Source organism: Desulfobaccales bacterium, assembly GCA_041648175.1.
Taxonomy (GTDB): Bacteria; Desulfobacterota; Desulfobaccia; order Desulfobaccales; family 0-14-0-80-60-11; genus 0-14-0-80-60-11.
In genome coordinates this window covers 61096-73693 of record JBAZPO010000012.1, presented here as the reverse complement: position 1 = coordinate 73693, position 12598 = coordinate 61096, and the positions used below count along the sequence as shown (strand labels likewise).

The window sequence follows — 12598 nt, the reverse complement described above, 5'->3', positions numbered from 1 at the left end:
GGGTAGGGGGCCGCCTAACCTCACGCTTATTCCTTATTGAGATAATCCCCCAAAAGCTTCCGGCTGTGTTCGTCTTCATGGCAATAGACGCAGAGATTTTCCCAATTGGAGCCATCCAAGGGATTATTTAAGTGATTGCCGTCCTTGTGATGCACCGTCAAGAGCTTCCGGTTTCGCTGGGTGAATTCCCGGCCGCACTTGGCGCAAATCATCCCGTGGATCTTCAAAGAGCGTTCCCGGTAGTCGGCGGGTGGTTTCATGGCGTTCAATCTCCTCCCATGCGTCAACTCATACAACTTAACGCAATTTCGACCTATTTTAACGAAAAACCAAAAACCAAAAACGCAAAACGGGTTTTAAGCCTGGGGCAGAGAGAAATAAAAGCTGGCCCCTTCATTTACCTGCCCTTCGGCCCAAACCCGGCCGCCATGCCGGTGAATAATTTTTTGAACAATGGCCAGACCCACCCCAGTCCCCTCAAATTCGGAACTCAGGTGCAATCTTTGGAACACGTTGAATAACTTGTCCACATACTTCATGTCAAACCCGACCCCGTTATCCGTGACTGAATAAACCGTTTCAGCCCCCGTACTCCATCCCCCTAAAGCAATGGTAGCGTCTGCTTTGGGCTCGGTGAATTTGAGGGCATTGGTCAAAAGATTCACCAAAACCTGGCGAATCAGGGTCTGGTCCCCATATGCCGGCGGCATTTCCTTCAGGGTAAGACGCACCTCCCGTTTGCGTTCCCACCCCTTGAGCTCCGCACAAACGGTTTGGCTCAGGGCCGTCATGTCGATATCGGTTTTCTTAACCTCCTGCCGGCCGAATCGGGCAAAGGCCAGGATATCGTCAATAAGCTTGCCCATGAGCCGGGCGTTGTCGGAGATCACCGTGAGTAGCCGCAGACTTTCCGCATCGAGACGGTGGCCGTGGTCCTCTCTGAATATCCGGGCATAGCCCGCGATGGCCCGCAAGGGAGCCCGCAGGTCATGGGAGATCGAATAGCTGAAGGCTTCCATGTCCTGATTGGCTGCCTCCAAGTCGGCAACTTTCTGTTTCAACTGGCAATTAAGGTCTTGGATGCGGTTTTCGGCGGACTTCCGCTCGGCAATCTCGCTCTTGAGGCTGGCATTGGCTTGGGCCAATTCTTCCCCGTGGCGTTGGAGTTCATCCCGAGCCGCAGCCAGGTTCCGGGTCATGGCATTAAAGGATTCGGAAAATTCCCCCATAAAGTCGATGTGTTGACTGAAATCGCCTTTGGCGATCATCTGGGTTTGCCAGGTGACATGGCGCAGGCTGGCCTGCAACGATTTGAGGCCGCCGGCCATCGCGCCTTTGGATTTCAATGTCGGCGACAAATCCCCTTTCGCCAAAGAGCGGGCAAAGTCTTGCACCGCCAGCACATCGGTAAGCAACCGGGCAAGCCGCGCTTGCTGTTCCGGCCTCCCCGGCAAGGGGGCAGTGGGGGCGAAACCTTTGAGCCAGGCATCTTCCAGGGCCTTAAGGGCAGGTTCCAAAGCATCGGCGGGTGCAGCAGAAGTAGGCGATGGGTCCAGTCGCCGCAAAGCTTCAGCCAGCCCTGGCGCCAGGCCGGCGTAGCCCTCGGAGGTCTCGGAGTTTATCGCGGCGTCAAGCTGACGCCTGAGTTCGACCAGGCTCTCCTTGTTCATAGCGTACTACTTCTCCTGGGTTTGGAGCCAGACTAATCCACCGCCTTGGCGGTAAACCGGCAGGTGCGATCCCCGGTGCACCAGCAGTCCACCTCTTTCACCACAAAGCCCTTTCCCAAAAAGCTCTCTAACAAGCCCGCGATAAACCCTTCATCATAGGTGCAAATTTCGTAGTCCAGTTCCGGCAGGCCGGAACAGTCCAGGTCTTCGGAGACCGTAAAGACGAAAGAGTTCGTGTCGAGATCGGCCTGTTCCACCCGAAAGATGCCGATGCCCAATTCTTTGAAGGTGCTCTGGATGAGCTTGATGAAGGCATCGAAATCAGCCACCTGACCCAGCAGGTTCTGATAAAATTGGCTACCCGCCAGTCTGCCCGCCTCATAAAAAACCAGATCGGCCTTATCGGTGCCCACGTGTTGTTCCAGGACATCTCGCAAGGTAAATTGCATGAGACGGTAGACTTCTAATCGGGAGGTGGGTCCGAGATTGGGCCTGCCTAATTCCAGGTTCCCTAATAATCCCCAATAAAAGTGATACTTGCGCTTGGGCGTCATCGCCTTCCCCCTGAATTCGTTGACACATTATCACAACACCGGCTCAACCGGCGCGGGGTTTGGTAATTATCGTGCCATTTAACCCAAATTTTTCTCCGCCTGTGCTCCGTCCTCAATAAAAGACTCTACCAGGCTCTGGACGGTGAGGGTCTGCCAGCCGGCGGGACAAGAGTTCTCCAGCAGAGGTTGCAGAACCTTTACCAGGCGGGGCTCGACTGCCAAGGTCGTGCCCCGGGATGCCCGCAGGCACTCCAATACCTCCTTGACCGTAACCTTATCCAGGGGTAGGTTGGGCATGAACCGGGGGGAGGATTTCGGCCGGTCCGGTACCACCTCCACCACCAAATTACAATCCTGGAGCGCTTTGGTAACCTGATGAACTGTGTTGTCGCCTCGGGGCAGTATCCGGCTCAGTTCGTTCAGAGAGAGCAGAGGCTGCCGCTGCCGGAACCTGGCCCCGATACTCACCAGCGCAGCCAGGCAAAGGTATTCGTCCACCGGCTCCGGGGGTGGGATAGGCTGCCGTTGCTTATCGGTGAGATAGTCCAGGTTCTGGTGGGCGAAGGCAACCTCAGTTCCGAACAAGAGAATAAGCCAGCACCAAAACATCCAGATGAACAGGAAAAGGAGATTATACAAGGCCCCATAAATGGCATTATAGTAGGCCGCGCCGCCTTGAATGGCGGTAAAGATCCACTGGGCCACCTGCCAGACAGTGCCCCCGATAACGCCCCCCAGCACGGCGGACCATAACTTAACCCGGGTGTTGGGCATGACCAGATAGATAAAGATAAAGGCAAACCACAGCAGGCCCAGGGAAACCAGCCAACGGGTGGCGGTAAAGAAGATGGCCGGCATGATGCCGGACAAGACCTGGATGATGTGTTGAATCCCCCATAAGGAGGTGGAAAACGACAGGGCTGCAGCCATCAGGATGGGGAAGATCAGAAAGATGCTGAGGTAATCGCTGACCTTGCGGCTCCAGGGGCGGGTTCGGGAGACCTGCCACGTTTTGTTGAAGGCTTTCTCCACGTTAGTCATGACGATCACCAGGTCCAGGAGCAGCGCTACCACTCCGAAGACCCCCAGGGAGGTCACCTTGGTGGCTTCGATGTATTCCAGGATCTGGGTGGCGAATTGCCGGGACCCCGGCGCCAGGTGCTCCAGGGTGTAGGTCGCGATCAGGCGCGGGACGCCGATGGCCTGTAAGATGGCAAAAAGCAGGGCGAATAAAGGGATAAAGCCTAAAATGGTGGCGTAGGCCAACGACGAGGCGCGCACCAGGGATTGGTTGCGGATCAGGCCGCGAGCCGACAGGACCAGGACCCGCAGGCACTTCAGGGCCAGGAGCTTCCCGGGACTCCGGCCTTCATCCTGCCAAAGGCGATGCCGGAAAAAACCCCGCAACTCGGTTACAAATTTGCCCAATGAAAATCCTGTCTAGATTTCCCGGTTAATGGGTAAGGGAAAAAACCGCGGGGTCATCCTGCTTCAGATCCACGGTGATGGCCTTGCCGGTATTCTTGCCGAACTCTTGAAAATCCGCCACCAGCAGATAGTTAAGCACCACCCGGAGGTCCGAGGAAGCCCCCAGGCTCTTGGCTTCCCCCACCCACACCGGGCGCGACTCCTTGTTGGCCCGGTAGGCGGGGCCTTCCACTACATTGATCAAGAGCCAGCGGTCATAAATGGTGGATGTCGCTGACGGCGCATAGCTCACCCAAGGCCCACTCATGGAGTACCAGCCTGGGCCGCCGAACCCCACGCCACCGCCCCAGCCCCAGCCGTAATCCGGCGTGACTACGGTGACGCTCTTCGGCTCGCCCATGCCATAGCTGAAGAACAGGTAATAATCGGCCTTATCGAATTTAGTGGTGACAGGATAGCCTCGTATTTGAAGGAGCCGCGTGATTTTATCCCTGATTTCCTGCTCCAACAGAGGATTCTTGGCCTCCTTGTTTTCCATGACAAAAAAGGTGCCCCCGGACTTGATCTCCCCGGTGGCGCCGGGGCCGGTGTAGCCGTTGACCTTGACGCTATAATAATTGGCGCAGCCTAAAAGGCCGCAGCCGATCACGGCGATAGCCAGGAAACGCATGACCCTGCTCATCATGGTTTTACCCTCCTTTGGTTTTTAGCCGCGGTGCTCCCAACCTGACTTGTCCTTACAACGGTTTAAGGATGCGGAGGTTTAAAGTTGTTAAAAGCGCAACTGGCTTATCCGCAACAGAATTCCGGCAGATAAATTTTTCCTGCCAGGCTGTCCAGTTTCCTCTGGATCTCCTTCAGGGGCGGTAGGGCCGCCACCGGCGGCAGTTCCTCGTCGGTCAACTTCTGGCGCTTGAAACGCATGCGGGTGGAAAGCTCCTCCCGTTCCGGGGCCAACAGGCCCCCGCACATGGATTCGTCCCGGCCGCCATCCATGGCCTCGATCTGGGCTGCAATCAGGCCAAAATCATAGGAGAGATTATACTTGTTGATATCTTCGTTGAGGAGTTTCAGGTGAGTCTGGATTTTGGCGTAAGCCTCGCTAAGCTTGACGCTTTCCTGCTGCAGACGTTCGTATAGGTCAAAAATCAGATTGCGGAAGCGGCGGTAAGCGGTGAGGCCGCGGGGCCGGCAATCTCTAAGCAGGTCCAATTGCCCCTGGGACGAGAGGTCGCAGTACTCCGGATAAAACGGCCAGGCCTCGATTTTCAAAACATCCATCAGCAGGACGCAGGCCTCCTTGGAGCCCAAGGCATGGTACAGAGCCATAAACCGTTTGCGCAAAATGTCCAGGTCCTTAACGTAACTCTGGACTTCCTGGTGCAGGAGTTCCGTATCCTCTTCCAGGTAGACCCGGTCGGCAAAATAATTGTCGACAATTTCTTTCTTGATCTGGACCCTTAAAGCGTCCAGGGTCCTATCGACTTCGTCCATCTCGGCCCTCTTCTGCAAAAGCCCGGAGATCAGGGCAACCCGATCACTCGATTGCGCAACTTAACGCAACTTGGAACTCGCCAAAGGCTGCTTCTGTTTTATCCCCTCTCCCCTTTGAGGGGAGAGGGCTAGGGTGAGGGGTGACTTTGAAAAAAATTAGCTAAGGAACTTAAGCACCGGGAGAATCTTGCTATTCCTCGGGTTCCGCCACCGCCACCACCACTGCCGACCCGCTGTCGCCGATACCCAGTTCCACGAAAGTAAATTCCACCTCCCGCCTGTCTTCCATCTCTAAAGTCACGGTTTCCCGGATAAAATTGTAGCGGATGATTTTGCCTTCCCCTTCGGGGGCCTGGAGGCGTTTCCCCACCTTGGGCAGGGACTTCCTGAGTTCCTGGTACGAGGAGTACTCGTAGGTGAGGCAGCACATCAGGCGGCCGCAGATGCCGGAGATTTTGTTGGGGTTGAGGCTGAGCTGTTGTTCTTTGGCCATGCGCACGCTCACCGGCTCGAAATCCCGGAGAAAGTGGGCGCAGCACAGGCCTCGCCCGCAGATGCCCAGACCACCCACCATCTTGGCCCGGTGGCGCACCCCGATCTGGCGCAATTCGATGCGGGTGCGGAATTCCTGGACCAGGTCCTTGACCAGTTCCCGAAAGTCCACCCGCCCGGGGGCCGTGAAAAAGAAGACGACTTTGGAGGCGTCAAACAGACATTCCACCTTCACCAGGTAGATCGGCAGCCGGTGGCTCTCCACCCGTTTCTGGCAAAATTGCAGGGCCCGCTCTTCCAGCAGCCGGTTTTTTTCTTCCTGGTCCAGGTCTTCCAAGGTGGCCAGCCGCACCACGGTCTTCAGTTGGGTCGAGCCCATCTGGGGATCGACGTCAGCATAGACGCCCACCACGGTGCCCAGCTTCAGGCCGGTTTCATGTTCCACCACCACCCGGTCTTGGGCTTTGAGGGCGAGAGGCCCCGGGTCCGCCAGGCAGCATTGGTTACCGGGACCGAGACAAATTTTAGCGAGGGTCATGATGGTCCCCTTGGCGCTGCAAGCTTGAAGCCCAGGATATCCAGGGTCAATTCCGGGTTGAGGTTGGCCTGGAACTGGCGCTGGGCCTGACTTAAGGCCGTGAAGTTGGCGAACCAGGTTTGAGGCGCGCCTATAGCCTGCTCGCGCTTGAGCGCCGGCAGGAGGTCTTGGTGGGCGTAAAGTTCGCCAGGGGCCTGGAAATGGGCCAGCAACAGGTCCCGATACCAGAGTTGGGCCAGCAAGAGAAAGTTATCCAGGTCCGACCGATTCTTGGCCAGACGCTGGGCCCATTCCAGGACCACTGTAGCCGAACCTTGCTGAAAACGGCCCAAGTCCGCCAGGACCTGGTCCCGCTGTTTGACCAGCTCCTCCGGGTCCAGAGTTAAGGCCCGGCCCAGAGAACCGCTGCTCAAGGCAGCCACCAGGGCCGCCTGGGACGAGGGCAGGCCCCGCCGGTTTTCAAGTTCCCGAATAATCAGGGCCGTCGGCAAAGGCGCAAAGGCTAGCTTGTGGCACCGCGAAACGATAGTGGGCAGCAGGTCCGCTTCGCCCCGGGCGGTAAGCACCAACAGGTGCCGGGGAGGAGGCTCCTCCAAAGTTTTTAACAAAGCGTTGGCCGCCGCGTCGTTTAAGGCGCTCAAGGCTTCCGCCGGATTAATCAACACCACCCGCCAGCCTCCCCCCAAGGGAGGATAATCCGTCAGGCGGCGCAGTTCCCGAATCACCTCGATCTTGATCTGGGCCTTCGCCTCTTCCGGGCTGATCATCAAAAAATCGGGATGGGTGCCCGCATTCATGCGCTTACACGATGGGCATTCCCCGCAGGCGTCCCCATCTGCCGCAGGCGCAGCGCAGTTCAAGGCTGCGGCCATGGCCCGGGCCGTCGTGGCCTTGCCCACCCCCGCCGGCCCCAGGAACAGATAGGCATGGGCCAGCCGCCCCGCGGCCATAGCGCCCTTGAGATGTGACACGACCCAATCCTGCCCCAGAATCTCCCGGAAAAACCTGAGGCCGGGCTCCGGCGGCGGGGTCGCGGCTACCTGATCTTTCTTAGGTGTTGCCATAAATTCTATTCTCGTTCCCAAGCTCCTGCTTGGGAACGGTTAATTTCGATTCTCGTTCCCAAGTTGCACTTGGGAACGGTTATTTTTCGTCCAAGCTTTGCTTGGACACCTTAATAATTACTACTACTCTACTCCCATTCAATCGTACTCGGCGGCTTCGATGAAATATCCAACACCACCCGATTGACCCGCTTGACTTCGTTGATGATGCGGTTGGCCAGCCGGGCCAGAAAATCGTGGGGCAGGCGGCTCCAGTCCGCGGTCATGGCGTCCGCTGAATCCACGATCCGCAGCGCAATGACGGACTCATAGGTGCGCTCATCCCCCATCACCCCTACGGTGCGCACGGGCAAGAGCACGGCAAAGGCCTGCCAGACCTGGCGATAGAAGCCGGAGGCCACCATCTCTTCCTGCACGATGGCGTCGGCATCGCGTAAGATCTCGAGCTTGTCGGGGGTGACGTCCCCCAGGATGCGGATGGCCAGCCCCGGCCCCGGAAAAGGATGGCGCCACACCAGAGACTCCGCCAGCCCCAACTCCGTGCCCACTTCCCGAACTTCGTCCTTAAAAAGCTCCCGCAGCGGCTCCAAGAGCTTCAGGGGCATCACTGTGGGCAGCCCCCCTACGTTGTGGTGGGTCTTGATGGTGGCCGACGGCCCTTTGAAGGACACGCTTTCAATGACATCGGGGTATAGCGTCCCCTGGGCCAGGTATTTCACCCCGCCTAGCTTTTTGGCTTCCACCGCAAAGATGCGGATGAATTCATGCCCGATGCGGCGGCGTTTCTCCTCCGGGTCGGTAACCCCCTGGAGTTGCTTAAGGAACTCCACGGTGGCGTCCACGTAGACCAGGTTCAGATGATGATGCTCCCTGAACAGGTGAAAGACTTCCTCGGCTTCGCCTTTGCGCAACAGGCCGTTGTTCACAAACACGCAGGTCAAACGGTCCCCGATGGCCCGGTGCACCAGCACCGCAGTGACCGAAGAATCCACGCCTCCGGACAGAGCGCAGATCACTCTTGAGTCGCCCACCTGCTCCCGGATGCTGTCGGTGGCGGCCTCGATGAAGGAAGCCATGGTCCACAGCGGCTTTAAGCCGCAGATACGGAAAAGAAAATTGCTCAGGATCTCTTTGCCCCGGGGCGTGTGGTGCACTTCAGGGTGGAACTGCACTCCGTAGAGCCGCCGGGAGGTGTCCCGGATGGCCCCGGTGGGACAGGAATCACTGTAGCCGATCACCTCGAACCCTGGCGCCAGATGATCCACCCGGTCGCCGTGGCTCATCCAGACCTGCTCCTGGGGATTCAGGCCGTAAAACAGATCGTCGAAATTGGTGATAGTGAACGTTTTGTGACCGTATTCCCTGGATTCCGCGGGGGCTACCTCGCCGCCCAAAAGGTGATTGAGGAGCTGGATGCCGTAACAGATGCCCAACACCGGCACCCCCTGAGCGAACAAGTCCGGGTCCACGCTGGGCGCGTCCCGGTCATAGACGCTCCTGGGCCCGCCCGACAGGATGATGGCCCGGGGCGCGAACTCCTGGATGCTCTTAAGCGGCATGATATAGGGATGGATTTCGCAGTAAACTTTCAGTTCCCGCACCCGCCGCGCAATGAGCTGGGTGTACTGGGAGCCGAAATCCAGGATGAGCACTCTTTCTTGATGGGGATCGAGCATGCCTTTAAAGTCCGGGTAAGCCAGACCCCGCCCGATGACACCGGCGGCCCTGGATTTAACCCCTAAATATAATTTAATCAATTGATTATAGCGGGCGCAGGCTCAAAAAGCAAAGGTTCTGTAAAGCGGATAAGAAACTGTAGCGTGCGTCTTACGCACCACTCTTGTGGCTCTCGTGCCCAAGCTCCGCTAGGGGACCTTATCATGATTAAGGGGGCCTCTATACATATTATAATGAGAATCGAAAAACTCTAGCCGGAGACGGCTGAAAATTGCCTCCTTCTTGACAACCCTCCTTGCTCATGGCAATGTGAATTTAAGAATAGGGAACATTTAGAGCTACATATGAGGGTATGATGGATAAACGATATCAAGTTTTCATTAGCTCGACATATAGTGATCTCAAGGATGAACGCAAACAAGTGATGCAGACGGTCCTTGAAATGGATTGTATCCCAACCGGAATGGAGCTATTTCCGGCTGCGGATGAAGAGCAGTTTGAATTCATCAAAAAGGTTATCGATGATTGTGATTACTATATGATCACCATTGGAGGCAGATATGGTTCTGTCACTCCTGAAGGTGTCAGCTATACTGAAAAGGAATATGATTATGCTATTGAAAAAGGCATATATGTAATCGGTTTTCTACATGGAAATCCGGATATTATACCGGCTGGAAAAACTGAACCAGAGTCAGAGGGGCGACTCAAGTTGCAAGCGTTTCGAGATAAGGTCTCTAATGGGAGATTAATTAGGTATTGGACAAAAGCCGACGAGTTACCTGGTCTAGTCGCACTGAGCCTCACAAAAGCCATGAAATCGCATCCTGCAATAGGATGGGTTCGTGGCAATTCCGTAGCAAGCGCGGACCTTTTGCAGCAGGTGAACCAACTCCAGCAAAGAAATGAGAAGCTATCGGCAGAGTTAGGCATTTATAGAAATAAGTTTGTTATTGATACTTCTAATCTTGCCCAAGGAGATGAGACTATTAAATTGAGTGGTACATACAAATCTCCATACGGAAAGGCACATTGGAAATACGAAGTATCCTGGAATTTCATAATATCATTACTCGGACCTCATCTTCTAATGTGGCTAAATGAAGCTACTGCAAATACGCTACTTACCAAAGGTATATTAAAAGTTAATGGTATAGAAATTGAAAATATTAATTCATATGAAATAACAGACGAATTGTTCCAGACCATCAAGATTCAATTAATGGCCTTGGGGTGGATTAACGTCCAACAATTCACCACTATGGCGAATTTACCGGCTTTATTTTTGATTCTAACAGAGGCAGGTAAAGCTCAATTACTAAAAACCGCGAGCATTAAAGTCATATCTCAGCAATAGATGACTGCAAAAATCCTGAGCATGACAAGCAGATACCCAATGCCCCCTTATCCTTAGTAAGGTTTCAGGGTGTACCGGGCAGGCCGACTCGTCACTGCTGCGGGCCCCTTCTGACTAATTTTCCAGCATCCTTCTTTCGTAGGGGGAGCGAACCACCCCTACAGATTCAAATCCCCCATAGATGAACGTCTGATCCAGCTTCACAACCCCAGCGGCGCCAAATAGCACCGCTTGATTTCATCCTGAAGCCATTGGTCGGAGGCAGCCTCCGTTGCTTCCAGCAAGGCATTGAGGCCCTGTGCGGTCTCCCGCAGCCGGGCCAGGGCTTGTTGGCGCGCCTGTTCCATCGCGCCCCAGTCTCCGGTGGCCATAAATTTCTCAAAGCCCGGCGTAAGCTCCGGCAGCAGCGCCGGCATCAGCCCCGGACGCCAGGCCAGCATCACCGCCAGGGAAGGCAGGTTCTGCTCGCTGATAATATAGGCCAGACGGCCCCACTCGTTGACGTCGGCCAGGGCGTCTTTTAAGGTCCGCACAAAGAGTTCCACCCGGGTCTGGGGGAAGCGTTCCAGCACTTCGGGAAAAGCGGCTTTCAGGCTAGGCTCCATGGCTTCGCCGGTTTCGTGGCGGATGACCGCCTCCAACTCCCCGGCTAAAAAGGCCTGGAACTGTTCCTGGCAGGCTTCGGGGTCCCGGACCAATTCCTTCAGGCGGAGATTATGAGCCTGCAAAGCGAGTTGCAGGTAGGCATTGCCCTGCTGGGTGGGGTCGGACAACCGGTCCCAGAGATAGAAGGCCAAAGCCTGGCGGCGGGCATAGATCAAGGTCCCCTGGCACAGGGCCGGGGAGGCGTCCAGGTCTCGGGCCAGCTCCGGCCCCAGGACCAGGATGGTCAGGCCACCAATGCGCCGTTCCTCCAAAAGCTCCCCCAGGAAGAAGGTGGGGGTCAGGCCCCGGCTGAGGCCCGCGCCATAGGCCAGCTTTTGGGGAATGAGATGAGCGTTGAGGGTTTCCACGGCAAAGGGGTCGATAGCCGCGTCCCCCCAGGCCAGGTCCCGCCAAGACGCCTCTTCCAGGTCATCCCAGGTGGACTCCCGCCGCGCAATCCACGCCAGGACCGCCTCAACTTCGGGTTCCTGCCAGGGAGCCAGGCCGTGCTCCCACTTATAGAGCTGGCGCAGACGCAAGAGCATGCCGCACAGGGAGAAATGCCCGGACTGCCCGGCGCTGGCAATGTCGCAGTTCCAACGCACTTCTTCAATCAGGGTGCCGGGGATCATGGGGCCGTTCTTTCCCGAAAATTTCTGCAAAGCTCTCAATCCGGCGGTCATGGCCTATGGCTTCTTTTTCCCGGCCGCCGCCGGGCGCATCAGGGTAGAAAGTCTTTGCGCCAGTTTCGGGTCCAATTTCTGTACCGCCTGGAATTCCCGGGCCGCAGCCTGGGCGTCGCCTTTCCTGGCATAGTAGAGACACAGGGCGTAATGGGCTTGGGGGTCGTTGGGGGACAAATGGGCTGCTTCTGTGAGAGCTTTCCCGGCCTTATCCATCGCGCCCAGGTTAAGATAAGCCAACCCCAGGTTCACGTGAGCCTTGGCCATCTCGGGCTGGAGCCGAATGGCTTCGTCAAACTGGACCCGGGCTTGCTGGTCCCGCCCCAGCCTGCCGTAGGCCAGCCCCAGGTTATAGTGGGCTTCAGCGCTCTCCGGGTGGAGCCGGATGGCCTCCTGAAAGACGTCCCGGGCCTCCTGCCAGTGCCCCATTTTGATATACGCGACCCCCAGATTTTCATGGGCCAGCCCCCCTTGGGGCTGAAGCTGGACGGCCTCTTTAAAGGCCTTGACGGCCTCGGGATACTGGTTAAGACAGGCATAGGCCAGACCTATCTGGTTATAGGCCTGGGCGTAATTCGGCTTAATACGGATGGCTTCCCGGTAGGCCGCGATGGCCTCTTCGAACTTGTTGTTTTGGATTAGTCGTTCGCCTTTCTGAAACTGCGCCAGGGCCTTGGGAGCGACCCTCTCCTCTTTCTGTTCGTACTGCACCTGAGCCAGGGCCGGGAGCATCCCCCAGGTGAGCAGGACAATCAGACAAGTGGCGATCCGAACATACTTTCCCATCATGCCGTCCGCTCCCGGGGCGCAAGCAGTTCAAAGTTTTTCATAATCTTCCTAATCAGGGCTGATCGACCTAATTTCGTTCCCTTGAACGGAAAAGGGCGCAATCTGCCCCAGAGAATTTGGCATAAAAAATTATGCCTTAATCATATCACATTCCTGACGTTGGGGAGAGTGGGAGCTTAAAGCCCCGCAGGGCTGGCGGCTGGGAAG

General features: G+C 56.4%; 12 protein-coding genes. 1 reads left to right on the top strand and 11 read right to left on the bottom strand.

Annotated elements, in window-relative coordinates; translation table 11 throughout:
• Positions 1–26 precede the first annotated feature (26 nt).
• From WC600_12175 to guaA, 9 genes are all read right to left on the bottom strand, one after another.
• Positions 27–260, bottom strand: coding sequence for a YajD family HNH nuclease (locus WC600_12175; GenBank protein ID MFA4903486.1), 234 nt, complete (start codon positions 258–260; stop codon positions 27–29).
• 96 nt (positions 261–356) lie between these two features.
• On the bottom strand, positions 357–1670 hold the full coding sequence (locus WC600_12170) for an ATP-binding protein (protein MFA4903485.1): 1314 nt from the start codon (positions 1668–1670) through the stop codon (positions 357–359).
• A 32-nt stretch (positions 1671–1702) separates the two neighbouring features.
• Positions 1703–2224: a V4R domain-containing protein gene (locus WC600_12165; GenBank protein ID MFA4903484.1), complete on the bottom strand. Its 522-nt coding sequence runs from the start codon at positions 2222–2224 to the stop codon at positions 1703–1705.
• 78 nt (positions 2225–2302) lie between these two features.
• Positions 2303–3652, bottom strand: a complete 1350-nt coding sequence (locus tag WC600_12160) for a YihY/virulence factor BrkB family protein (GenBank protein MFA4903483.1) — start codon at positions 3650–3652, stop codon at positions 2303–2305.
• 25 nt (positions 3653–3677) lie between these two features.
• On the bottom strand, positions 3678–4337 hold the full coding sequence (locus tag WC600_12155; protein ID MFA4903482.1) for a hypothetical protein: 660 nt from the start codon (positions 4335–4337) through the stop codon (positions 3678–3680).
• A gap of 104 nt (positions 4338–4441) precedes the next feature.
• The gene (locus WC600_12150; GenBank protein ID MFA4903481.1) at positions 4442–5146 is read right to left on the bottom strand and encodes a hypothetical protein; all 705 of its coding nucleotides are present in this window, start codon (positions 5144–5146) and stop codon (positions 4442–4444) included.
• A 190-nt stretch (positions 5147–5336) separates the two neighbouring features.
• The gene (locus WC600_12145; GenBank protein MFA4903480.1) at positions 5337–6176 is read right to left on the bottom strand and encodes a stage 0 sporulation family protein; all 840 of its coding nucleotides are present in this window, start codon (positions 6174–6176) and stop codon (positions 5337–5339) included.
• Positions 6173–7240, bottom strand: a complete 1068-nt coding sequence (gene holB / locus WC600_12140; protein ID MFA4903479.1) for a DNA polymerase III subunit delta' — start codon at positions 7238–7240, stop codon at positions 6173–6175. Before holB ends, WC600_12145 begins: the two co-directional genes overlap by 4 nt.
• 128 nt (positions 7241–7368) lie before the next feature.
• Positions 7369–8997 (bottom strand): glutamine-hydrolyzing GMP synthase, encoded by a 1629-nt coding sequence (gene guaA, locus WC600_12135; GenBank protein ID MFA4903478.1) that lies wholly within the window; start codon positions 8995–8997, stop codon positions 7369–7371.
• A gap of 272 nt (positions 8998–9269) precedes the next feature.
• Here guaA and WC600_12130 point away from each other — a divergent pair, with 272 nt between their 5' ends.
• Positions 9270–10274 (top strand): DUF4062 domain-containing protein, encoded by a 1005-nt coding sequence (locus WC600_12130; protein MFA4903477.1) that lies wholly within the window; start codon positions 9270–9272, stop codon positions 10272–10274.
• A gap of 200 nt (positions 10275–10474) precedes the next feature.
• Here WC600_12130 and WC600_12125 read toward each other — a convergent pair whose 3' ends face one another.
• Together WC600_12125 and WC600_12120 are read right to left on the bottom strand one after the other, a co-directional pair.
• Complete coding sequence (locus WC600_12125) at positions 10475–11602, bottom strand: Sfum_1244 family protein (protein ID MFA4903476.1); 1128 nt, start codon at positions 11600–11602, stop codon at positions 10475–10477.
• A gap of 3 nt (positions 11603–11605) precedes the next feature.
• A complete protein-coding gene (locus WC600_12120) occupies positions 11606–12391 on the bottom strand; it encodes a tetratricopeptide repeat protein (protein MFA4903475.1) in 786 nt (261 codons plus the stop codon).
• Positions 12392–12598 lie beyond the last annotated feature (207 nt).